The sequence below is a fragment of the Micromonospora sp. NPDC048839 genome, from assembly GCF_040649915.1.
Classification (GTDB): Bacteria; Actinomycetota; Actinomycetes; order Mycobacteriales; family Micromonosporaceae; genus Micromonospora.
In genome coordinates, this window is the sequence record NZ_JBEZGL010000009.1 from 95,573 (window position 1) to 117,463 (window position 21,891).

21 protein-coding genes are annotated in these 21,891 nt (G+C 72.4%); 14 read left to right on the forward strand and 7 right to left on the reverse strand.

The annotated features are described in order from the left end of the window. Positions 1–63 precede the first annotated feature (63 nt). The 7 genes from AB0C25_RS18750 (at position 64) to AB0C25_RS18780 (ending at position 9,751) form a co-directional block, all read left to right on the forward strand. Complete coding sequence (locus AB0C25_RS18750) at positions 64–1,749, forward strand: serine protease (protein ID WP_357375032.1); 1,686 nt, start codon at positions 64–66, stop codon at positions 1,747–1,749. Continuing rightward, on the forward strand, positions 1,746–4,019 hold the full coding sequence (locus tag AB0C25_RS18755) for a tetratricopeptide repeat protein (protein WP_357374687.1): 2,274 nt from the start codon (positions 1,746–1,748) through the stop codon (positions 4,017–4,019). The genes AB0C25_RS18750 and AB0C25_RS18755 overlap by 4 nt, the downstream gene beginning before the upstream one ends. A gap of 26 nt (positions 4,020–4,045) precedes the next feature. After that, positions 4,046–5,473 carry a vWA domain-containing protein gene (locus AB0C25_RS18760; RefSeq protein WP_357374689.1) on the forward strand — a complete coding sequence of 476 codons (1,428 nt, stop codon included), beginning with the start codon at positions 4,046–4,048 and terminating at the stop codon, positions 5,471–5,473. After that, entirely contained in the window at positions 5,470–6,585 is a 1,116-nt protein-coding gene (locus tag AB0C25_RS18765; protein ID WP_357374691.1) for a hypothetical protein, read from the forward strand. Before AB0C25_RS18760 ends, AB0C25_RS18765 begins: the two co-directional genes overlap by 4 nt. Before the next feature lie 2 nt (positions 6,586–6,587). Further along, positions 6,588–8,030, forward strand: coding sequence for an extracellular solute-binding protein (locus AB0C25_RS18770; protein WP_357374693.1), 1,443 nt, complete (start codon positions 6,588–6,590; stop codon positions 8,028–8,030). Between the two features lie 16 nt (positions 8,031–8,046). Further along, a complete protein-coding gene (locus AB0C25_RS18775; protein ID WP_357374695.1) occupies positions 8,047–8,376 on the forward strand; it encodes a CU044_2847 family protein in 330 nt (109 codons plus the stop codon). A 73-nt stretch (positions 8,377–8,449) separates the two neighbouring features. Further along, positions 8,450–9,751: an NAD(P)/FAD-dependent oxidoreductase gene (locus AB0C25_RS18780; RefSeq protein ID WP_357239129.1), complete on the forward strand. Its 1,302-nt coding sequence runs from the start codon at positions 8,450–8,452 to the stop codon at positions 9,749–9,751. Between the two features lie 24 nt (positions 9,752–9,775). Here the strand turns inward: AB0C25_RS18780 and AB0C25_RS18785 are convergent, their stop codons facing one another. From AB0C25_RS18785 to AB0C25_RS18795, 3 genes are all read right to left on the reverse strand, one after another. After that, positions 9,776–10,870: an AI-2E family transporter gene (locus AB0C25_RS18785; RefSeq protein WP_357374697.1), complete on the reverse strand. Its 1,095-nt coding sequence runs from the start codon at positions 10,868–10,870 to the stop codon at positions 9,776–9,778. 86 nt (positions 10,871–10,956) lie between these two features. Continuing rightward, positions 10,957–11,745, reverse strand: a complete 789-nt coding sequence (locus AB0C25_RS18790; RefSeq protein WP_357374699.1) for a fused MFS/spermidine synthase — start codon at positions 11,743–11,745, stop codon at positions 10,957–10,959. A gap of 115 nt (positions 11,746–11,860) precedes the next feature. Continuing rightward, complete coding sequence (locus AB0C25_RS18795; RefSeq protein ID WP_357374701.1) at positions 11,861–12,838, reverse strand: DUF2267 domain-containing protein; 978 nt, start codon at positions 12,836–12,838, stop codon at positions 11,861–11,863. A gap of 201 nt (positions 12,839–13,039) precedes the next feature. Here AB0C25_RS18795 and AB0C25_RS18800 point away from each other — a divergent pair, with 201 nt between their 5' ends. After that, positions 13,040–13,354 (forward strand): hypothetical protein, encoded by a 315-nt coding sequence (locus tag AB0C25_RS18800; protein ID WP_357374704.1) that lies wholly within the window; start codon positions 13,040–13,042, stop codon positions 13,352–13,354. Between the two features lie 73 nt (positions 13,355–13,427). On the opposite strand, the gene AB0C25_RS18805 is transcribed toward AB0C25_RS18800, so the two are convergent. Further along, a complete protein-coding gene (locus AB0C25_RS18805) occupies positions 13,428–13,760 on the reverse strand; it encodes an STAS domain-containing protein (RefSeq protein WP_357374706.1) in 333 nt (110 codons plus the stop codon). 210 nt (positions 13,761–13,970) lie between these two features. Here AB0C25_RS18805 and AB0C25_RS18810 point away from each other — a divergent pair, with 210 nt between their 5' ends. From AB0C25_RS18810 to AB0C25_RS18830, 5 genes are all read left to right on the forward strand, one after another. Next, a complete protein-coding gene (locus AB0C25_RS18810) occupies positions 13,971–15,761 on the forward strand; it encodes a PP2C family protein-serine/threonine phosphatase (protein ID WP_357374709.1) in 1,791 nt (596 codons plus the stop codon). Positions 15,762–15,804: 43 nt separating this feature from the next. After that, a complete protein-coding gene (locus AB0C25_RS18815) occupies positions 15,805–16,878 on the forward strand; it encodes a cobalamin-dependent protein (protein WP_357374711.1) in 1,074 nt (357 codons plus the stop codon). Between the two features lie 115 nt (positions 16,879–16,993). Continuing rightward, complete coding sequence (locus AB0C25_RS18820; RefSeq protein ID WP_357374713.1) at positions 16,994–17,341, forward strand: STAS domain-containing protein; 348 nt, start codon at positions 16,994–16,996, stop codon at positions 17,339–17,341. Between the two features lie 68 nt (positions 17,342–17,409). Then, positions 17,410–17,856, forward strand: coding sequence for a response regulator (locus AB0C25_RS18825; protein WP_357239103.1), 447 nt, complete (start codon positions 17,410–17,412; stop codon positions 17,854–17,856). 111 nt (positions 17,857–17,967) lie between these two features. Continuing rightward, on the forward strand, positions 17,968–18,489 hold the full coding sequence (locus AB0C25_RS18830) for an ATPase (protein WP_357374715.1): 522 nt from the start codon (positions 17,968–17,970) through the stop codon (positions 18,487–18,489). 30 nt (positions 18,490–18,519) lie between these two features. Here the strand turns inward: AB0C25_RS18830 and AB0C25_RS18835 are convergent, their stop codons facing one another. From AB0C25_RS18835 to AB0C25_RS18845, 3 genes are all read right to left on the reverse strand, one after another. Then, positions 18,520–19,371, reverse strand: coding sequence for a hypothetical protein (locus AB0C25_RS18835; RefSeq protein WP_357374717.1), 852 nt, complete (start codon positions 19,369–19,371; stop codon positions 18,520–18,522). Between the two features lie 567 nt (positions 19,372–19,938). Then, positions 19,939–20,364 (reverse strand): OsmC family protein, encoded by a 426-nt coding sequence (locus tag AB0C25_RS18840; protein WP_357239095.1) that lies wholly within the window; start codon positions 20,362–20,364, stop codon positions 19,939–19,941. 70 nt (positions 20,365–20,434) lie between these two features. Next, positions 20,435–21,400 carry a serine/threonine-protein kinase gene (locus AB0C25_RS18845; protein WP_357374720.1) on the reverse strand — a complete coding sequence of 322 codons (966 nt, stop codon included), beginning with the start codon at positions 21,398–21,400 and terminating at the stop codon, positions 20,435–20,437. 188 nt (positions 21,401–21,588) lie between these two features. Here AB0C25_RS18845 and AB0C25_RS18850 point away from each other — a divergent pair, with 188 nt between their 5' ends. Continuing rightward, on the forward strand, positions 21,589–21,819 hold the full coding sequence (locus tag AB0C25_RS18850; protein ID WP_357374723.1) for a hypothetical protein: 231 nt from the start codon (positions 21,589–21,591) through the stop codon (positions 21,817–21,819). Positions 21,820–21,891: the final 72 nt, after the last annotated feature.

Consider the following 21,891-nt stretch of genomic DNA (forward strand, 5'->3'; position numbering starts at 1 on the left):
TAGAACATAAGCAACGACGAGGATCAACGGAGATGGTCTGGCTCGATTACCCTCGGCGAGGTGATGGTCAGTCCCGGCAATGAGCCCTGGCCGGTCCGTGTCCGTGCCGAGCACGGTGAGGTGCTGGGCGCCGGGATGGCACTTGATGACCGCCACGTCCTGACCTGCGCCCACGTCGTCGGCGCGGCCGGCGATACCGACCTCCCCGGCACCGAGCCGGCGTGGACGGTCCTGGTCGACCTGGTCGGCCAACCGGACAGCCAAACAGTCCCGGCCCGGGTCGTACCCGGCTGCTGGTGGCCGCCCACAAGCGACGGACGGGACGACATCGCGCTGCTTGAGCTGGCAGACCCCGCGCCGCAGGGCCCGTTCGCGCCGTTGCGCCGCATGCGGGGCACCTGGGACCGCCGCGTCATCATGTACGGCTTTCCGGAAACTCTGGAACACGGCGTCTACGTCGAGGCGCGGCTCACCGGTCGGTCCGGGGCGGGACGGGAACGCGTCCAGATGCTCTCGTCGACCACCGGTCCCCAGGTCAGCCCCGGTTTCAGCGGCTCGGCGGCGGTCGACGCGCAGACCGGGCACGTCGTCGGGATGGTGGTCAGCACGTACCTTGACGGCGGCCGCAACCCGGACGTGGCCGGCGCCACCGACCCGGGCAGCGGCCTGTCCTGGATGATCCCGGTCGAGACGATCCTGGGCCGTCTCCCGCGGCTCCGCGCCCAGGTGCCCGGCGAATCCTCGGTCGACCCACGCTTCCGTTCCACGGAGGACACGCCGGCGAACCCGGGGGTTCTGCGTCAGCTCGCGGACTTCTTCGGTCGCCTCTCGTCCGACAACGTGCTCGTCATCGTCGTCGACCACCGCGAGTCCGACGTCGCGGCGGCGGTGCGGCGGGCCGCCGTGCTCTCCAGTCGGGAGCTGCGGCCATCGATCGACCCGGACGAGTTCCCGGACGCTCCGCCGATCGGCAGCATCGACCTCGCGGTGGACGCGACGGACCGGGGCACGAAGGACGTGTCCCGCCGGATCGCCGACTGGGCCGGCGAAGCGGACGCCGCGAGCACGGCTCCGGGCCACGACCGGGCCGCCGAGGCGACGCCGCGCTCCATCATCATCAACAACATCGACGAGGCCGCCGAGCCCGAGACGCTGCTGTCCGAGGTGGTGCTTCCGCTCGTCGACCAGGCGCCCGCCCGGGATCTGCGGATGCTGCTGACCTTCCGCGGTGAGTCGATCCCGCTGCGCACCACGTTGTTGGCGAGGCGCGTCGCCAGTCTCCAGGCCACCGAGGACGCCGCCCGCCGCGCGTACCGCAGGGCGGCAGCCCTGGTCGCCGACGTGCCGCGGCTCCAGCCCAGGGCCACCGAGCTGCGCATCCAACTGACCAAGCTGCGAGCCGCCACCACCGCCGCCACCACCACCGACGGCGACACCCTGGCCGCCCTGCTCGCCTCGACCGAGCGGGCCACCGACCGGGCGCTTGGCGCGGCCGAATCGGTCCGCCGGGAGATCGCGGCCCGGGAGGATCTCTGGTCCGAGCTGCACGGCCGGCTGGGCGCCTATCGCGCGAAGGCCGTGCAGCACCGGCTGGCCGAGGATCCCGCGCTCGGCACGTCGTACCGCCGCGCGCACGAGCTGCTGCTGTCCGCGCCGTGCGATCTGGTGGCCGCCGAGGCGGCGGTACGCCAGTACACCGAGGCGGTCTCGCACCGAGCTGACGGGCGCAGTGGAGGGGACGGGCCGTGACCACATCATGCGACTGGCCAGGCTGCGCCGGCACCGTCGACGAGACCGGGTTCTGTGACGTCTGCGGCCTGGCACCGCTCACCACCGGCAGCGCCGAGCCGGCCGCGACTCCGTCCCGGTCGACCGCCCGCGACATCTGGACGGTGGCCAGCCTCGTCTCCCTTCCGGTGCTGACCTTCTCGCCCGACGGCACGAGCACCCAACCGTTGCGGGTGCCTGACGAGTTCCGCTTCTGCCCCAAGGGTCACCCGGTCGGTCGGAGCCGGGGCGGTCGACCGGGTCGGGACCGAGGCTTCTGCCCCTACTGTCCGATTCCGACGCCGTTCAACTTCCTCCCCGGTCTGCGCGCCAACGATGTCGTCGCCGACCGCTACCAGGTGGTCCGCTGTGTGGCCCGGGGCGGGCAGGGGTGGGTCTACCTCGCCCACGACACCCACAACGACCACGTCGACGTCGCGCTCAAGGGTGTGCTGCACGCCGCCGACGAGGCCTCCCTCAAGGCCGCGGTCGAGGAGCGATGGTTCCTCAACGCGCTGGACCACCCCAACATCGTCCGGAGCATCGACTTCGCCACCCACGACGACCCGGTCGCCGGCCCCACCGGCTACATCGTGATGGACTACCTCGACGGCATGTCGCTGCGTAGGTTGCAGGCTGCCGCGAAGGACCCGCGACAGCCCGATGTCTCGCTGCCGATCGACCACATCCTCGCCTACGGTCACGAGATCCTCGCCGCACTCGACTACCTGCACCGGCGAGGGCTGCTCTACACCGACATGAAGCCCGACAACGTGATGCGCACCGCCGACCGGATCAAGGTGATCGACCTGGGCGGGGTCCGCAAGGCCGGCAGCGGCACCGAGGGGATCGTCCACTCCGTCGACTTCTCGGTCAGCAGGACCGAATTCCAGACCCGGGGGCCGACCGAGCGCTCCGACCTGTTCTCCGTCGGTCGCACGCTCGAGGAGTTGTACCGGTCCCGCACGTCCGGCCCGGACACTCCGGGCGCGGCCCCGGACGCCCTCGGCATCGAGTCGTTCAACCGGCTCGTCGCCCGCGCGGTCCGCCCGGACTGGGACCGGCGGTTCGCCTCCGCCGCCGAGATGTCCGAGCAGCTTCTCGGGGTGTTGCGGGAGATCCTGGCGGGCCAGCCGGACCGGCGTCAGCCCGAACCGATCTCACTCTTTCAACCGTCCGCGCAGCTGTTGGACGCGGGCCTGGGGCTGGTCCTGCCCCTGCGTACCTGGATCGGCGCGGGCGACGGCACGCTCCTGGGCGACGGCCTGCCCGCCGCCGTCAACGTGGCCCTCGGTCTGGCGGTGCCCCGACCCGACCCGGACGACCCGGCCGTCGACGTGCTCCGCACTGTCGACGCGTCGGACGCCCAGGCCCTGCTGGGTGAGCTGTCGATGGTCGAGCAGACGTCGGTGGAGATCGAGCTGAGCAGGTGCCGGGCGCACCTCGCGCTGGCCGACCCCGACGCGGCAGCCGCGAGGCTGGCCGGCGCCGAGACACTGACCGGCACGCGAGCCGACGTCGACTGGCGGATCGCCTGGCACCGCGGGCTGCTCGCGCTCGCCGCCGACCGGATCGACGAGGCGGGGCAGCAGTTCGACGCGGTCTACAGCGACATCGCGGGAGAGATCGCGCCGAAGCTGGCGCTCGGCTACTGCGCCGAGCGGGCCGGTGACGAGGCGAGGGCGGCACGCTACTACGCGGCCGTCTGGCTGCGCGATCCCTTCCAGGCCAGCGCCGCGTTCGGGTTGGCGCGGCTTCGGCTGGCGGTGGCCGACCGGGCCGGGGCGGTGGCCGTCCTCGACGAGGTGCCGGCGCTCTCCCGGCACCACGACGCCGCGCGGGTCGCCGCGGTGCGGGTGCTGTCGTCCCGGCTGCCCGGCGGCCCACCCAGCGCCGCTGAACTCAACCTGGCCGTCCGCCGGCTGGCCGCGCTGAACATCGACGGCGAGTCGCGGGACCGGCTGACCACGGCGATCCGGGAGATGGCACTCGACCTGGCCTGTTCCGGAGACGCCACCGACCTGGCCGACGGCCCGGTGCTGGGTACACCGCCGACCGAACGCGCCATCCGTGAGTTGCTGGAGAGGTCCTACCGGTCCCTGGGTCAGCAGGCGCAGAACGCCGAACTCCCCGACCCGGTGGTGGCGCGCTCGGGCCGATTTCGCCGGGCGCGTCGCATCGACGCCCGGCGCGCTGCCCACGACCTGCTCGTCGACCGGGCGAACGCCGTCCGACCCCGCACCCGATGGTGACCCGACCCGGAACGGAGCGTGAACGGGTGGATACTGCGATGAAGTTCGACCTGGAAGTCAACCAGAACAAATTTCTGCCCGTGGGCGGTCGGGAGATGCACGCGGTCCTGTCGGTGGCCGGACAGGAAGCGGCGGCCGGGGACGACCCGCCCGTCGGAACGGATCCGTCCCGGCTGGTCGAGGTGCTGGTGATCGACTGTTCGGGATCGATGGCCGACCCACCGACCAAGATGGCCGCCGCGCAGCAGGCCGCCGCCGCGGCCGTCAACGTCCTGCCGGACGGTGTCCGGTTCGCGGTGATCCAGGGGACCCACGAGGCCACTGTGGTCTACCCGTCGACCGGGACGCTCGCGACCGCCTCGCCGGCCACCCGGAAGGAGGCCCGTGCCGTGGTCGCACGCCTCGGCGCCAGCGGCGGGACGGCGATGGGCAGTTGGCTCGCGGCCGCCCGGGACCTGATCCCGGCCTCCGCGTCGACGATCAACCACGTGCTGTTGCTCACCGACGGCATCAACGAGCACGAGACCGAGGAGGAGCTGACGCGCGTCCTGCGCGACTGCGCAGGTCGGTTCGTCTGCGACCCGCGCGGCATCGGAGAGGGTTGGCACCCCGCGGACCTGCTCCGGATCGCCGCCGCGCTGCACGGCACCGCCGAGGCGGTACGGCGGCCCGGCGACCTGGCCGCCAGCTTCCAGGAGTCCGTTCTCGCCGCGCTGACCAAGCTGCTGCCGGACGTCCGGATCCGGTTGCGGACCATGCTGTACGCGGAGTTGGTCTTCTTCAAACAGAGCAGCCCCACCATCCAGGATCTCACCGGGTACGCCGACCGGGTCGACGAGCGGACGTGGGAGTTCGCCACCGGCTCGTGGGGTGCCGAGCGCCGCGACTTCCACCTCTGCCTGCGGGTCGGGGCGCCCGACGACATCCTGGAGCAGGACCGGTTGGCCGCCCGGGTCGACCTGGTGGTCGACGGGGACCTGCGGGCCGCTGCCGCGACAGTCCTCGTGAACTGGACCGTCGACATGGCCAAGTCGGCCCGAATCGACCTCAGCGTCTCCCAGTTGACCGGGCAGGAGGACGTCCGGCAGGCGATCAACGCCGGCTGTGACGCGTATGACCGCGGTGACCGGGTCGAGGCACACGCGCAGTGGGCCCAGGCGGTGGCGCTGGCTTCCGCGGCACGGGACGAGGCCGCCCTGGAGCAACTGCGGCATCTGGTGGACATCGAGCCCGGTGGCCTCGTCCGGCTCAAGGGAGATCTGAGCCAGACCGACATCAAGGTCAGCATCGTCGGCTCGGTGCGCAACCCCACCCACCCACCCGCGCCACGGGGGCCCGCGATCGCGGAGAAGATCTGCGGCACCTGTCTGGAGAGTTCGCCGGCGGGCTCGGAAATCTGCGAGAACTGTGGCGCCCCGTTCACTGACGAACCGAAGGCGGGAGTGTCGGCATGACGGCGGACGCGCGTAGGCCGCCGTGGGGCAGCACCACCCGGCAGACCCTGGTGCGCCTGCGCGGGTGGCTGCTCGGGGTCACCGCCGTCACCCTGGCGACAGGTCTGACGGTCTTCCTCGGTGTCGCCGGCAACGCCGACATCGCCGCGGAGCGTTCCGTGCCGGCGATCCTCGCCAGTTACGACGCACAGGACGCACTGCGCAACGCGCACCTCGCGGCGGTGGACAATCTCAGCAGGGGTGGTGTCGTCCTCGGCGGGCCCGGGGTGGAATACCAACGTCAAATCGCTGCCGCCGGTCAGTTCCTCACCCTGGTGGCGGAGAACAACGCGGCCAGGGACAAAGGCACCCGGGACATCCAGACGATCGAGGCGCTGCTGGTCACGTACACCGGGCTGATCGGCCAGGCCGACGCGCGCTTTCGAGATGCCGAACTGGGGGCGCTCGGGGTGGCCGCGCTCCGGGAGGCGGCGAGCCTGTTGAACGATATTCTGGACCGGCTGCAGGATCTGCGGGACAAGCAACGGGACGCCCTGGACGCCCAGGCGGACAACCTGTGGACCAACGAACGGACCACTGTCGTCTGGTTGCTGCCGATGGTCACGCTCGGCGTGTTGTTGGTGTGGACACAGGCATATCTGACTCGCCGCTTCCGCCGGACGGCGAACGTCCCCCTGCTGCTGGCCACGGCCGCGGTGGTGGGGATGATGGGCCTCACCGGGCTGAGCAACCTGTCGGCGGACAAGCTGGACGAGGCTCAAGCGGGCGTGCGTCGTGTTGACGGCAGCAGGGAGCGCCAGGCCGTGGACGTCGGCTCCCGTGCCGCTTACGGCCTCGCCGATCAGGTGGAGAAGCAGTGTGGCAAGGTGGCCTGCGTCGACACCACAGCGGCGCTGCGCCGCTCGTTCCCGTCCCCGCCTCCGACGCCGGGGGCCGTCGCCGGCGGCACGAACGACGCCGAAGTCGCGGCCAATGACGCCCTCACGAACGTTGCCGACGACGCGGCCAACAGCCGTCGCGGCGAAGTTCTGCTGCCCGTGCTCGCGCTCGTCATCGCGGGGCTGGTCCTTTTGGGCTTCCAGCCCCGCCTGGCCGAATATGTAAGGCGGTGACCATGAAGCACAGCGGACGGGTGGCTCGGACGGCACTGGCGATGGTCACGGTGCTGCTTGCCGGTGTCGCGCTGAACGGGTGCTCTGCCGAGCCCGCTGACGAGTTGACCGTCTTGGGCTCGTGGACCGACGGCGAGGCGGACGCGTTCGAGGCGGTGCTGGAGGCCTTCGAGGAGCAGTCCGATGTTCCCACCGACTACCAGGGGCACCGGGACGTCAGCCAGGTGCTCCAGGTGGCGATCGATCGCGACCGGCCGCCCGACGTCGCGGTCCTGCCCCGCGTCAACGACCTGCAACGGTACGTCAATGCCGGCCAGTTGGCGCCGCTGAAGGGCGACGTAACGACCGATCCGGGCGCCGCACCGCAGCTGATCAAGCTTGCCCCCAAGACCGGGCCGGGCGCCGAACTCGCCTACGCGGTCGCGATCACCACAAACCTGAAGAGCGTGGTCTGGTACGACCCGACCGAGCTGACGGATGTGGCGAACGCTCCGCCGAGGACGTGGGACGAGCTGGTCGAGTTGACCAAGAGCAAGATCGGCGAAGAGCAGGTGCGTTGGTGCCTCGCCATGAGTTCCCAGTCGGTCTCCGGCTGGCCGGGCACCGACTGGATCGAGGACATCCTGCTGCACCAGTCCGGCCAGACCGTCTACGAGCAGTGGACGCGCGGTGACCTCGCCTGGAATTCCCCGCAGGTCAAGGCCGCCTGGGAAGAGTGGGGGGCCCTGCTGGGAGTCTCCTCGAAGGAGACGTCCCGAGCCAGCCTCTACACCACCTACGACACCGCGGCGAAGGGCCTGCTGTCACCCAAGCCGGCGGCGGAGCCGTCCGCGTCCCCGGCTGCGGAGCCCGCCGCACGGCGGTGTCACCTGGACCACCAGGGCTCCTTCGCGATCCGCACCTACCGGCCGAAGCCATCCCCGAAGCCATCCGCGGAGCCATCCGCGGAGCCGAGCGCGGCGGCCACCGATTCGGCCGCCCCACCATTGGCCTTCTTTCCGACGCCGCAGTTCGGAACGACGGACACCACGTCACTTCGGGAGGTCTCCGACGACGTCGCGGTCATGTTCCGCCCCAGCACCAAGGACACCACTGACGACAAGGCCACCGAGCGCGCCAACAAACTGATGACGTACCTCGCCTCCGCCGAAGCGCAGGCGGTCTGGCGCAAGCACACCGATGACGTGGCCTTCAGCCGACGTGGCGAAGCGCCCGAATACCCGGACCAGGTCCTGGCGGCGGTCGGGCAACGGCTGCGCACCGGCACCCTGTGCTGGGACGGGTCGGACCTGATGCCGGCGGCGATGGCCACGGCCTTCGAGCGGGCGGTCCTGGTCTACCTCGAAGCGCCGGAACGCCTGAACGGTCTGCTGGCCGAACTCGAGGCATTCCGGCTGCCGCCCAGTACCGAGTGGATGGATCTCAAGTGCGTGCCGCCCGCGTGAGAAAAGGACGTGAACGATGACGGAATTGCGCAGATTCGACCTCGACGGTGGCGGCTCGGTGGTGGTCGAGGTCGACGGCCGGGCTGGCGTGGCACCGGCCGGCAACGCCGCAAAGGTGGTCCGTGAGGCACGGGCGACGTTCGACCGGGCGCTGTCGGAGGTCCGCGATGCCGCCTCCGCCGCGCTCGGGCAGTTCCAGTCGATGGCCCACCGTCCGGACGAGGTCGAGATCTCCTTCGGGGTGCAGTTGACCGCGGAGGCCGGCGCGGTGATCGCCCGCACCGGCGTCCAGGGTCAGTTGACGGTGACCGTGCGCTGGCAGCGCCCGCAGCCGCCAACTCCGTAGGGCACCCCTTCGCCGGACGAGCTGGCCTGGTTCGGCGACGTTTGTCCTGGGCTTCGACGGGAAACGGCCCGCAATGACGAAACCTCGTGTGGTGATCGTGGGGGCCGGGTTCGCCGGTTACCACGCGGCGAAGACGTTGAGCCGGATCGCCCGTGATCGGGCCGAGATCGTGGTACTGAACTCCACCGACTACTTCCTCTACCTCCCGTTGCTGCCCGAGGTGGCGGCCGGGGTGGTCGAGCCCAAACGGATCGCGGTGCCGCTGACCGGGACGCTCAAGGGCGTACGCGTGGTGGTCGGCGAGGCGGACCACGTCGACCTGCAGAACCGGTGGGTCGGCTTCACCCAGGCGGAGGGGGAGAAGAACCGGCTGGCGTACGACCGGCTGATCCTCGCCGTGGGCAGCGTCAACAAGCTGCTGCCCATCCCGGGGGTGACCGAGTACGCGCACGGCTTCCGCGGTCTGCCCGAGGCCGTCTACCTGCATGATCACATCGTCCGGCAGGTCGAACTGGCCGAGCAGGCCGAGGACCCGGCCGAGCAGCAGGCCCGCTCCACCTTCGTGGTGGTCGGGGCGGGTTACACCGGCACCGAGGTCGCCGCGCACGGGCAGTTGTTCACCGACGCGCTGCACGCCCAGCGGCCCCGGCTCACGGTCCGGCCGCGGTGGATGTTGCTCGACGTGGCCCCGCGGGTGCTGCCCGAGATGGACGAGCGGATGTCGAACACCTCGCACCGGGTGCTCAACCGCCGGGGTGTGGACGTGCGGCTGGGCACCTCCGTGGCGGAGGCGACCTGCGACGGGGTGAAGCTCACCGACGGCGAGTACGTGCCGACCTGCACCCTGGTGTGGTGTGTGGGGGTGCGCCCCGACCCGTTCGTCAACGAGTTGGGCTTGCGCACCGACCGGGGGCGGCTGGTGGTCGACGAGTTCCTCAACGTCCCCGGCTACCCGGAGGTGTTCGCCTGCGGCGACGCCGCCGCGGTGCCCGACCTGGTGAACCCGGGGAAGATCTGCGGGATGACGGCTCAGCACGCGCAGCGGCAGGGCAAGCGCGCGGCGCACAACATCGCCGCGTCGTACGGCTTCGGCAAGCGCAAGCCGTACAAGCACCACGACCTGGGTTGGGTCGTCGACCTGGGGGGCAAGGACGCGGCGGCGAACCCGTTGCAGGTCAACCTGGGCGGGTTGCCGGCGAAGACGGTCACCCGGGCGTACCACCTGATGGCGATGCCGGGCAACCGCACGCGGGTCAGCGCCGACTGGGTGCTCGACGCCGCGCTGACCCGTTCGGCGGTCCAGTTGGGGCTGGTCCCGGCGAACGCGGTGCCGTTGGAGAGCACCACACCCGAGGTCGCGTCCCGGGCTCGCTGAGCGGGGAGCCCACGCGCCGGCCGGTCAGCCCCTTGGGGCGGGACCGGCCGGTCGCCGCGCGCCGGGACCGGCCGGTGCGGCGGGTCGCAGCCGGCGCGGGCCGTACTCGCGCAGCAGAGCCTGGATGATGCCGGCGGCGGGGATGGCCAGCAGCGCGCCGAGCAGACCGGCCAGCTCCGCGGCGAGCAGCACGCTGACCAGCACGGTCAACGGGTTGAGCCGGACCGCCCGGGACAGGATGAGCGGCTGGAGCAGGTGGTTCTCCACCTGCTGGTAGACGACGAAGAAGACGAGCACCACCACCCCGGCGGTGGGGGAGTGCAGGAAACCGGCCCCGGCCGCGATCACCGCGCCGAGCGTGGCGCCGACAAGTGGTATCAGGTCGGCCACCGCCACCAGCAGGGCGATCACGGCCGCGAACGGCACGCCGGTGAGGGCCAGCACGACGTAGGTCAACACCCCGCAGATGACGCTGATCAGCAGGTTGCCGGTGAGGTAGCCGGTGACGGTGCGCGACACCTCCCGGCCCACCCGGCGCAGCCGCTCACCCTGACCGTCCCCGGCCGCCGCGAGCAGGCCGCGGGTGATTCGCGGGGCCTCCAGGACCATGAGGTACGCCAGCACGATGACCGTGACCATCCCGGCGACCGTCTCGACGACGCCGCGCAGCACGCCCACCGCGGGTTGCCGCAGTCGGGTGCCGAGGTCGCGGAGCTGGTCGGAGTGCTCGTTGACGTAACGCCGCACTCCGGTGCGCTCCAGCAGTTGCCCGAGCGGGCCACGACCGGCGCGAGCGTCGTGCAGCAGCTCGGGCGCCCGGTCGGCGAACCGGGCCAGTTCCCCGGACAACGGCACCAGGATCAGCGCGGCCAGGATCGCCAGCAGCACGAACGCGACGAGGAACACCAGCAGCGTGGCCAGCGAGCGCCGCCGCACGAGACGGCGTTGCACGCGGTCGACGAGGGGTTTGAGCGCCACGGCGAAGAACGCGGCGACCACCGCCCAGACCAGCACCCGGCGGGTCGCGTACACGAGGACCAACGCGAGCGCGGTCGCGAGCAGCAGACCGATCACGATCAAGGTCCGGCGGGCGGTCGCCCGGTCGTCGGCGGTGCTCATCCGCCGCGCCTTCCCCGCACTCGCCGACAGAAACCCGGCATTGCGGACGGAACGGCCGCTCTGGTCCTTCCGTGCAGGCCAGCCGCTCAGCCGCGCTCGTCGGCGTCGGTGAGCGGGTGCGCACCGGCGACGAACGTGTCGAGCGCGGCGGCGTGCAGCAGCCCGCCCGGCACCGCGTCCCGCAGGGCCGCCACCGCCAGCCGGCCGACCGGCAGCCCGGCGGGTCGGGACGTCGCGGCCAACACCAGGTTGCCGTACCGACGACCGCGCAGCATCCGCCGGTCGCCAAGTACGCACACGTCGGCGAAGACCGCCCGCAGGGTGGCCACCTGCACCCGGGTGGCGACGAGCGGCGGCAGGTCCGTGACGTTGACCAGGAACAGGCCGTCGGGGCGCAGGACGCGGGCCACCTCGACGGCGAACTCGACGGTGCGTACGTGCGGGGGCATCCGGGCCGCCCGGTAGATGTCGGCGATCACCAGGTCGTGGGAACCGGCCGGGGTGGCGGTGAGCGCGTCCCGGGCGTCGGCGACCTCCACCCGTACCTGCGGTGGCAGCGGCGGCAACTCCCGGGCCACCAGCTCGACCACGGCCGGGTCCCGCTCGACGACGCGTTGCGGGGAGCCGGGGCGGGTGGCGGCCAGCCAGCGGGGCAACGTCAACGCGCCACCACCCAGGTGCAGCACGCTCAGCGGGGTGCCCGTCGGGGCGGCCAGCTCGACCGCGGCGGCGATCCGTCGCACGTACTCGAAGTGCAGGTGCCGGGGATCCTCGACATCCACGTACGACTGCTCGACCCCGGCGGACAGCAGGATCCGCCCGGTCCGCCGGACCGGGTCGGCGACCAGCTCCAGCCGGTCGGCGGCGCGGTTCATGACGGGCACGCTAGCTCAGGCCGCCGATCCAGCCGGCGCGCGGCCCGGCACGGCCGACGGGCCGGCGGAGCGGGAGGTCCCGCGTCCACCGGCCCGTCGGTGCCGCCGTAGCCGGTCAGCCGCCGGCCATCCCGGCCCCCACCTCGTCGATCGCGTCGTCGATCCGGTGGGCGAGGTCCACGTCGAGCGCGGTCACCCCGTTGGCCTGACTGGTGCGCACGGTCAGGACGGCGGCGGTGTCGCCCGGACGTCCGATGCTCGGTCCGCGCCCGGTGTCCTGGCGCATCCGGTCGAGCCGGTCGAGCACCCGGTCCAGGTTGTCCGGCGGCAACGCGACCACCCGGTGCAGAGCCTGGGTGTCGCCGGCCCAGTAGGGCAGGTCGTCCAGCGCCGCGTCGACCGCGTCCGGGTCCAGGGTGGGCGTGGTGGTGGAGGCGCCCACCAGGCCGCCGCCAGCCTCCGGTGGGTTCAGCAGGTCACGCAACCCGTCGGGTACGTGCAACGACTCGACGAGGTCGCCATCCTGCTCGGCGAGCGCGGCGATCGTCGCCTCCGCCTGGTATCGGGCCTGCTCGGGGGTGTTGCCACTGATCCGGCCCACCTCGGCGAGAAAGCCGGGCAGGTCACGGTGTCGCTCGATGCCGTCGACGGGCAGCACGTCGTGCAGCGACGCCGGCACCGCCGCGAGCAGGCGTTGCCGCTCGGCGGCCTCCAGGGCGAAGGCGAGGACGAGCACGGTCGCCTCGGTGCCCACCTTCGCCGTCTTGAAGTCGACCCCGGCCCGACGCCGGACCTCGTCGACCAGGTCGTGGTAGCCCATGCTGCTGACCCCGGCCGCTCCGGTCGGCGGGGACGGCTGCGGCCTCGGATTGTCGGCGCTGCCGACCGGCGGCGGAGCCGGCCCGCCCCGCGTACTGTCCGGCTTGTGCGGTCCGGCCGCCGCTGGGCCGGATCGCCTGCTCTGGTCCAGGCTCGTGAGTTGCTTGGAAGCGCTCAGGCTGGCACCGATCTCGCTGGGCTGGCGACCCTGTTCGCGGGCCTGCCGGGCCAGCGCCCGACGCCGCTGGTTGTCGCCCTCCATCTGCTTACGCATGGTGGCACCCCTTCCGCTGGGGATCGTGGGCTGTGTCAGCCGCCTTCCCGCCGTCCCGGGAGCCGAAACGGACGCCGCCGGGCGGGTCGGCCCGGTGTCCGCGACGCTTCATCCGGCGGGGGTGAGGGGTGCTCACCCGCTCGGCGCGCACGATCGGGTCAGGACCGGAGTTCTTCCGAGGTACGCGGAAGGAAGGTCGTCATGAAGCAGATCGTCGAGATCGTCCCCGCCCGACGCGGCTGGTACGCCCGCTGGCAGCTCACACCCGAGGTCACCAGGTGTTACCCGGTGAGCCTGTGGGCGCTGCTGGAGGAGGCCGACGGGACCGGCCGTGAGGTCATCGGGATGGACTGCATCGGCCAGTGGCCTGGCGCGGACGACAACGAGGCGGGTGGGCAGTTCGTCCGCTACCTGTACCAGACGCCCGATTCGGGAGAGCCCGAGGACGTCGATCCGGCCCCGACGGGCGAGCTGCGCGAGAACGGGCCTCGACTCCAGCCGATGACGACACCCTAGAGACATTCCTCCGGCCCCCGACCCCAGGTCCCAGGGTCGGGGGCCACCCCGGCTGCCCGGAGGCGGCCGCGGATCAGCCGATGGCCCGCAGGTCGTCGGTGGCGTGCTCCACGGTCAGCAACTCGGTCAGACCGGTGCGGTCCAGCATCCGTTGCAGTTGCGGGCCGGCCCCGGTCAGCCGGATCGCCCCGGCGGCGTGGTGCACCACCAGCAGCGCGCTGAGCCCGGAGGAGTCGCAGAGGCTCACCCCGGTCAGGTCGATCAGCACCTGCTGGTCGTCGCGCAGGTCGGCGGCGACGGCGATCAGCTCGGGCGCGGAGGCGTAGTCGAGCTCGCCAGTCAGCCGCAGTCGGACGTGCCCGGCGTCGAGCCGGGTGGTCTCGATGATCAACAGCTGGTCGGACATCCCACCATGTTCCCAGCCGGGTGGGCGAATGCAAATCGGGGGCCGGCGGCACGCCCGCTCGCGCTTGCCCAGCCGCTGGTGGCGGCACCCCGCCAGCCGCGCTGAGATGCCGCTTCGCGCGTCCCGGCGTAGGGTGGGCCGGAGAGTTTGGACCATGGACGCCGGTTCCGGTACGGGGTCAGGTGGACGACAAGGAGTGAGGCTCAGCTGGTGACTGCATCCGACGTCAGGGACTGGGACCCGGGCGACGGACGGATCTTCACGCCGAGCACGACACAGTCTCCGGCGTGGAGCGCCGACATGTCGCCCCGGCCCGCCGCAGCCCCGTCGCCCCGCTCCGCCCCGGGCCTACCGCCGACGGCCCTCGACCGCGATGGCGCCGCGTCCGACTGGTTAGAGGTCGCCGAGCACCTCCGCGAGGGCCTGGTGGTCTGCGACGTCGACGGCGTCGTGCGGTACGTCAGCCCGGTGGCCGAGCGGTTGCTGCCCGGTGTGACGCTCGGCGAGCCGCTCAGCGCGGCCGGTGTGCCCGGCCTGAGCGAGGGCGACCCCGGCGGCTTCACCCATCATGGACGTCGACTGACCGCCCGCCAGGTGCCCCTCTCCGGCGGCCACTGCTGCTGGTACGTCGAGGACGTCACCGACCGCCTCGGCCGCGCCGACGCGCTGCTCGCCGAGCGGGCCCGCTCGACCTTCCTGGCCGTGGTCGGTGACAAGCTGGGCAACCCGCTGCACCCCGCCCGGGCCGCCGCCGCGATCGTCCGGCTCGCCGTGCCGACCCTGGCCGAGGTTGCTGTGCTGGTTCTCGCACCGCGCGCCGGTCGGGCCGGCTGGTGGCGGGCCGCGGTCAGTCTCGACGAGCAGGCGTCGGTGGACAACGGAGTGCTGGCTGCCGGCGAGCTGCCCGCCGCCATCGCCGACGGGCTGACCGGGGTCGAGCCGCACGCCCTGGACTGGTTGGTCGAGCAGGCGGTCGACGCCGGCTGGCTGCCCGAGTTCGCCGGCGTCGCGACCGCAGCGCGGGTCGTCCCGCTGCCGGGTCGGGACGCGCCTGTCGGTGTGTTGCTGGTCGCCCGTCGCGCCCCCGACTCGTACGACGAGGCCGACGCGGAGCTGATCCGCGCGTTCGCGGCCCGCGCCGGCGCGGCGATGACCACCGCGCTGCTCTACCGCGACCAGACGGAGGTCGCCGACACCCTCCAGGCCAGCCTGTTGCCGGTCGAGCCGGCCGAGGCCGCGGGCGTGCAGTGGGGCGCCGCGTACCGGCCCGCGCAGGCGGGGCTGCGCATCGGTGGCGACTTCTACGGCTCGCACCGGCTCGCCGACGGCGGCTCGGTGTTCTTCCTCGGCGACGTGTCGGGCAAGGGGGTCGAGGCGGCCGTCTTCACCGGCCAGCTACGCCAGTGCCTCCAGGCGCTGCACCGCCTGGAGTCGCAGCCCGGCCGGTTGCTGCGGCTGCTCAACGACGCGTTGCTGGAGACGACCCAGGCGCACGGTCAGGGCCGCTTCGCCACGATCGTGCTCGGCGTGGCCCGTCCCCACCGCGACGGTGGCCTCACCCTGACCATGGCCGGCGGTGGGCATCTGCCGCCGCTGGTGCTGCGCGCCTCCGGCGAGGTGGAGGCGGTGCCGCTGCGCGGCATGCTGATCGGGGTCGTGCCCGACCCGCGGGTCGGCGAGGTGACCGTCCGGCTGGCACCGGGCGAGACCTGCCTGCTCTACAGCGACGGGGTGACCGAGGCCCGCGGTGGCCGCCGTGGCGACGAGCAGTTCGGCACCGAACGACTGGTGGCCACGGTGACCGGCTGCCAACGGATGCCGGCGCCGGCCCTGGCCGAGCGGGTCGAGCAGGTCACCTGCGACTGGTTGGCGCAGGGCGATCACGACGACATCGCGGTGCTGGCGCTGCGGGCGGCCGGCCCGGGTGGGCGCGCGTCGCGGCACCTGCACTCGGTGCCCGCACCCGCCCTCAGCGAGCAGCGCGGCGAGGTCGAGGCGTGACCGCCGCCCCGGCTCGCTCCGAGCGGCGCGGCGAGGTCGAGGCGTGACCGCCGCCCCGGCCCGCTCCGACCGGCGCGGCGAATCCGACGCGACCGCCGCCACCGATCCGGGCGACGCGTACGTCGATTACCTGGACTGCCTCGCCGACGCCGACGAGGACGCCGCGATCGACCTGGCGATCGGTCTGCTCGACGCGGGAGTGCCGGCGGAGCGGGTGCTGCTCGACCTGGTCGCGCCCGCCCAGGCCGAGGTGGGTGAGCGGTGGGCGCGCAACGAGTGGAGCGTTGCCCAGGAGCACGCGGCCACCCACATCAGCGAGCGGGTGGTGGCGGCGGTCGCCACGCACGTCAACCCGCGCCCAACCGGCGGGCGGGTCGTCGTCGCGTGCATGGACGGCGAGTGGCACGCGCTGCCACCCCGGCTGGTGGCCGAGGTGCTGCGGTTGCGGGGCTGGCAGGTGACGTTCCTGGGCGCCAGTGTGCCGGCGGCCCACCTCGTGTCGTACCTGCACCGTTATGACGCGCACGCGGTCGCGTTGGCGTGCGCGCTGCCGATGCGGCTGCCGCACGCCCACCGGATGATCGAGGCCTGCCGCCGCTCGGACGTACCGGTGGTGGTCGGTGGGCGCGGGTTCGGTGCGGACGGCCGGTGGGCGCGTCGGCTCGGCGTGGCCTGGGCGCCGGACGCGCCCTCGGCGGCTGAGCTGATCTCCGACGAGCGGGCGTTGCGCAGGGTGCCGCCGGCGCGGCTGGGCCACCTGGCCGACGACGAGTACGCCAGCCTGGTGCGGCGTCGTGGCGAGCTGATCGACAGCGCGTTGAGCGACCTGCGGGAGCGGGTGCCGGCGACGCGCACCTACACCGCCAGCCAACTCGACTCCACGGTGAGCGATCTGGGTCACCTGGTGGATTTCCTGGCCGCGGCGGTCTATGTCGACGACGCCTCGTTGTTCACCGAGTTCGTCGAGTGGCTGGCTGGGATCCTGTCGAGCCGAGGGGTTCCCGCGTCGGCGCTCGCCCGGTCCCTGGAGCACTACGCCGGCGCGTTGCGCGACTTCCCCCGGGCGGAGCGCATGGTGGCCCTGGGGCGCGCCGGGCTGCCCGACGTCGACCGCTGAGGGTCCACCCGCCGACGTCGCTGTCGATCACCGCGCCCTACGGTCATCGTGGCGCCCCTGCGTATACTTGCCGCACCGCAAATGTCCACCCGCGGGTGGAGCGAGGGGGAGAACGGTGACGTTCAGCGTCAGCTACGTCGAGCGCGACGGCGGTGGCGCCTGCCTGTGTCTGGCGGGTGAGCTGGACATGAGCACGTCCCCCGAGCTGACCGCCGCGATAGACCGGCTCCGGGCCGCCGGCGAGTCCCGGGTGCTGATCGACCTCACCGACCTCACCTTCTGCGATTCCACCGGGATGGCGGTGTTCGTCCGGGGAGACAATCAGGCTGCGGCCGACGGTGGTTGGCTCCGGCTCGTCGGCGCCAACGGTCGCGTCGAGCGGGTGTTGCGGATGACCGGTCTGGCCGACGTGTTGAGCTACGAACCGGAATCGGTCGACCCCGCGTCCCGCAGCGCCTCCTGATGGGCTAGATTTCCCCGCCAACGCGGTGACCGTCAGGTCCCGTCCCCGCCGACCCGAGGCAGGTAGTGATGGGCGCAGACAGCCCGCAGCCGGTACGCATCCTGGTGGTCGACGACGACCCCGGTGACGTACTGATGATCGAGGAGGCGTTGGCGGACTCCGACGTCGACAAGGTCATCGACGTGGTCAGCGACGGCGAGGAGGCGATGGAGTTCCTCCGCGCCGAGGGCCGGCACGAGCAGGCCCGCCGGCCGGACGTGATCCTGCTGGACCTGAACATGCCCCGGATGGACGGCCGGCAGGTGCTCAGTGCGGTCAAGCAGGACGAGGACCTGCGCACCATCCCGATCGTGGTGCTGACCACGTCAAACGCGGACACCGACATCGTCGGCAGCTACACGTTGCAGGCCAACGCGTACGTCACCAAGCCGATCGACCTGGACGACTTCAACGACGTGGTCCGCCGCATCGACGAGTTCTTCGGCCGGGTGGTCGTGCTGCCCAAGCGCGCCTGACGCGCTCCCGTGCGCGCATGCTGAACATTTTTCCCGAACCCCCTCGGTCGTCACCGTCGCGGCCGAGGATCCAGAAGGGGAAGTAACAGCGGCTGCCTGGGGGGCGACGGGATGAGGTTCTCCATCGTTGAGACCGGTTACGACAGGCGGCAGGTGGATTCCTGCCTGGACGAGTTGGGGATCCGGCTGTCCCGGCTCGCGGCGCGCGCCGAGGGTGCCGCCGACGCCTCCGGCGAGTGGGACGAGATCCGGCAGGAAGCGGCGTGGCTCAGCGGGCTCCTCCAGCGGCTGGACCTCGGCGACACCGCCGTCACCGGGGACACCTCCACCGGCGAGCGACGGGCGGCCGCCGAGATCCTGGCCCAGGCCCGTGCCGAACTGCACGAGGCCCGCGCGGAGGCACGACAGGTACGCGAGCAGGCGTACGAGGAGGCGGTGCAGGCCCGGCGCGACTTCGAGGCGGCCCTGTACGTCCGGCGGCGGCGCGAGGCACGGGTGGACCAGCTCCTCGGACAGGTGACCGAGGATCAGGTGCCCGCCGACACCCCGACCGCGGCTGCCGGCCTGGCGGGGCGCCGGGTGGGAGTCGGCGAGCTGGACGCGGGCGCGGAGCCGCCGTCGGGCCGTCCCTGAGAGCGGTCGGCGCGGAGGTGAGCGGTCGGCTCAGGTGGTGAGCGCCGCCGCGACGGTGGACGCCCGGTCCTCGTGCTGGGCGTACGCGTCGGGGTAGGCGGAGATCTGCACGGCCTGGGCGGCGGCGGTGACGCTCATGTCCTGCCAGCCGGGGATCTCGTTCAGCGCGCTGTAGAAGGCCCGCGCGGCGTACGACGGGCGCATCAGCTCGGCCACCGTGCCCCAGCCGCTGCTGGGCCGTTGCTGGAACAACCCGAGCGAGTCGTGGTCGGAGCCGCTGCCCTGGTTCGGGTAGTCGGCCGACTCGGGGAGGACGTCGCTGGCCAGGTTGTAGAGGTTGCTCTCCTGCATCGCGGTGGCCAGGGCCACCACCAGGGCGCGGCGGGGCATTTTCATGTCCCGGCCGACGTCCACGATGATCTTCGCGTTGTCCATCTGTGCCTGGTCGAGACCGGCCACCGGTCGGGGTCGGCGGGGCTTGACCGGCTTCTTCGGCGCCTTGCGGGCGACGGTGGGCGCGGGGGTGGGCGTCGCCGTCGGGCTGGGCAGGACCCGCGCGGGGGCGAGATCGCGGTCCAGCGACCGGGAGGCGCGCTCGTCGGCGATGGCGGCGCGGTCGGCCACCGCCTCGGCGAGCGGCTCCACCGAGCGGGCCGGCTCGTCGTCGTTGCCCCGGGCGGTGGCGACCGCGACGAGGCTGAGGCAGCAGGTGACACCGGTGGCCAGGGCTACCCGGATCGGGGTCGAGCCCAGCAGGGGTCGCCGGGGCGGTTCGGGGACCCGGTGCCGGCCGATCGTCCGTTCGGTTGATGCGACATCGTCCGATGGGGTGCTCGGATGCGCGTCGGTCAGCTTCTGGTCGGAGGGGTCGTCGGGATGCACCTGACGAGGTTAAAGACCCAATTGCTCGAATTCGCCGGCTCGTGCGGTGGCCTGCGCCACAATTTGCCCCGATCCGGGGGATTTCCAGGGCCGAAGGCGGCGCAAGGCCCACCAACCTCGCGGATCGGGCCAGACCGGCATTTCCGATTGGCTGGGCGAAGGCGGTCAAATGCCCGAGCCGCCGCGTCGAAACGTGCCGCCGAAACGACTCACCCCTTCGGATGATGCCTTATCGGCCGAACAGGGGACTCTCGGTCTGCCCGTCCAGTCGGCAGGGATAGGTCTTCCCGCGCCCTTTGCTCTGCTTCAACCGACGCAATACCACCTGTCCGCTATCCGGACGCCGGCTGTTGCGCGGGTTGAAGCAGAGCAAAGGGGCCGTCCGAGGTGGTGCCGGGCCCCCGAGCGCGCCCGACGGCGAACAGGCCCCCGAGCGCGCCCGACGGCGAACAGGCCCCCGAGCGCGCCCGACGGCGAACAGGCACCCGAGCGCGCCCGACGGCGAAGCAGCCAGTGCACCCGGCCCGGCGGCCCTGAGGGCCACCGGGACGGCAGAGGGACAAGACCTCAGTGTCGACCGTTCTCTGCCGGTGTGACGGTCAGCCGATGCCGGCTCGTGTCGCCGCTGGAGAACGGCCAGAGCCGGTCCGCGTACTCCACCAGGTCGGCCAGTTGATCCCGGCTCAGGCCGGCGGACGAGATCGAGGCGTGCACGTCGGCCCGGTACAGCCCGTCGTCGTCGCGCCCCAGCTTCGCCTCCGCCCGTACCTGCACGGTGTGCGCCTCGTTGGTGATCTCCCCGGCCGCCTCCACCGCCGCGTGATGCAGGCAGGACGCGAAGGCGGCGGCCAGCAACTGCTCTGGTCTCAGCCCCGTGCAGTGCGCCGCCAGCGGCGAGGCCAGCGGGGTGGAGAGCCCGCCATCGTCGGTGCGTACGTGACCGCCCTCGGCGGTCGCGGTGGCCTCACGCAGCCAGGAACTCTGATCCGGCATCGCGTTTCTCCCGTCGCTCGGCAGGTCGGCTACCCGGCCGCCGCCCGCCGAAACGCCCGTGCGCCCCCGGTCAGCGCCCGGAGGCCCCCTCCGGCTCGTCGAGCAGGGCCACCGCCTCGGTCGCCTCGGTGGCGGCCCGTTCGGTCCACGCCGACGTCGGCACCGGCCGGCGGGGCGTCGGGATCGTCATCGGGACGTACACCCGGGCGTCCACGGCCTCGGCCAGCAGCAGCGCCGCGACCATGCTGCTCGGGCGCAGCGCGGGATCGTCGGCCAGGCAGGAGCGGCACAACTCCGCCACCTCCGGCGGCAGCCCGTCGATCTCGGGCAGCGGCTCCGGTGGCTGACAGCGGCGTATGCCGAGCAGCTCGTTGAGGGTGGCCGCGTGGTACGGCAGACGGGCGGTGAGGCTGTAGTAGAGCAGCACGCCGAGGGCGTACATGTCGGCGGCGGGGGTGGCCGGCACCCCCTCCAACTGCTCGGGCGCGAGGTAGGCCGGGGTGCCCAACACCATCCCGGTCGGGGTCGGATCGGGTGCGCCGGCGGGGACGGCGATGCCGAAGTCGAGCACCTTCACGCCCGACGGGGTGAGCATGACGTTCGCGGGTTTGACGTCGCGGTGCACGATGCCCTCGGCGTGCGCGGCGGCCAGCGCCGCGGCGACCTCCGCGCAGACCCGTACCGCGATCCGCCAGTCCAGCGGCCCGGCCCGCAGGTGCGCGGCGAGCGTCTCGCCCTCGGCCAGCTCCATCACGATGTAGGGCACGGCCCGGCCCGGCCAGGTGGAGGCGGTGCCGAAGTCGTGCACGCTCGCCACGTTCGGGTGCACCAGGCGGGCGGCCGACCGGGCCTCCGCGCGGATCCGGTCCACCGGGCCGCCCTGGCTGTGCCGGCCGTCCTGGTCGTCCGGGCCGGGAAGGATGAGCTTCACCGCGACCGATCGGTCCAGCACCTGGTCGTGTGCCCGCCACACCTCCGACATCCCACCCACACCGATGCGCTGCTCGAGCTGATACCGCCCGTCCAGTGTGCGCATCGACCACTCCTCGCCCTCGCTCCGCCGACGGCGGGTGCTCCGATCGCGGTACCCGAGCGCCGAGCTGGGCAAACCGCAGCGGTGTTCGGGGCGATCGGCGCTGCGCCGACGGTGGCGGGTGCGGTAGCTTGCGAGCCAGAGCCGACGTCACCGATTGTGCCGGCATGGTCACCCGAGGGGGCGCTGCGATGAGCGAGGTCACCGTACGCTTCGTCGGCGGGCCCGCGGACGGCCTGGTCCGCCTGCTGCCGGCCGGGTCGGACGGCGCCCCACCGCAGCGCTGGATCATGCGGCACCCGGACGGCACCGGGCCGGTGCAGCCCGGCCCGGACCACCTCTACGAACGCGACCGACCCGACGACGCGGGCGGTTGGAGCATGCGGTTCGTGCGCACCGACGCGTACGGGGTGTCCGAGTGACCACGAGGCGGGGCTGACGGTGGTGACACCGTCGTCCCGTCGGGTCGGCCGCACAGCTGGCACACAGCTCCC

Bases quoted from the DNA above. Each gene is read 5' to 3' on its own strand.
- AB0C25_RS18830 (WP_357374715.1), top strand. From the start codon at position 17,968: ATGAGGTTCTCCATCGTTGAGACCGGTTACGACAGGCGGCAGGTGGAT.
- AB0C25_RS18790 (WP_357374699.1), bottom strand. From the start codon at position 11,745: ATGAACCGCGCCGCCGACCGGCTGGAGCTGGTCGCCGACCCGGTCCGG.
- AB0C25_RS18780 (WP_357239129.1), top strand. From the start codon at position 8,450: ATGACGAAACCTCGTGTGGTGATCGTGGGGGCCGGGTTCGCCGGTTAC.
- AB0C25_RS18840 (WP_357239095.1), bottom strand. From the start codon at position 20,364: ATGCCGGATCAGAGTTCCTGGCTGCGTGAGGCCACCGCGACCGCCGAG.
- AB0C25_RS18805 (WP_357374706.1), bottom strand. From the start codon at position 13,760: ATGTCCGACCAGCTGTTGATCATCGAGACCACCCGGCTCGACGCCGGG.
- AB0C25_RS18750 (WP_357375032.1), top strand. From the start codon at position 64: ATGGTCAGTCCCGGCAATGAGCCCTGGCCGGTCCGTGTCCGTGCCGAG.
- AB0C25_RS18775 (WP_357374695.1), top strand. From the start codon at position 8,047: ATGACGGAATTGCGCAGATTCGACCTCGACGGTGGCGGCTCGGTGGTG.
- AB0C25_RS18800 (WP_357374704.1), top strand. From the start codon at position 13,040: ATGAAGCAGATCGTCGAGATCGTCCCCGCCCGACGCGGCTGGTACGCC.
- AB0C25_RS18770 (WP_357374693.1), top strand. From the start codon at position 6,588: ATGAAGCACAGCGGACGGGTGGCTCGGACGGCACTGGCGATGGTCACG.
- AB0C25_RS18765 (WP_357374691.1), top strand. From the start codon at position 5,470: ATGACGGCGGACGCGCGTAGGCCGCCGTGGGGCAGCACCACCCGGCAG.
- AB0C25_RS18785 (WP_357374697.1), bottom strand. From the start codon at position 10,870: ATGAGCACCGCCGACGACCGGGCGACCGCCCGCCGGACCTTGATCGTG.
- AB0C25_RS18795 (WP_357374701.1), bottom strand. From the start codon at position 12,838: ATGCGTAAGCAGATGGAGGGCGACAACCAGCGGCGTCGGGCGCTGGCC.
- AB0C25_RS18825 (WP_357239103.1), top strand. From the start codon at position 17,410: ATGGGCGCAGACAGCCCGCAGCCGGTACGCATCCTGGTGGTCGACGAC.
- AB0C25_RS18845 (WP_357374720.1), bottom strand. From the start codon at position 21,400: ATGCGCACACTGGACGGGCGGTATCAGCTCGAGCAGCGCATCGGTGTG.
- AB0C25_RS18850 (WP_357374723.1), top strand. From the start codon at position 21,589: ATGAGCGAGGTCACCGTACGCTTCGTCGGCGGGCCCGCGGACGGCCTG.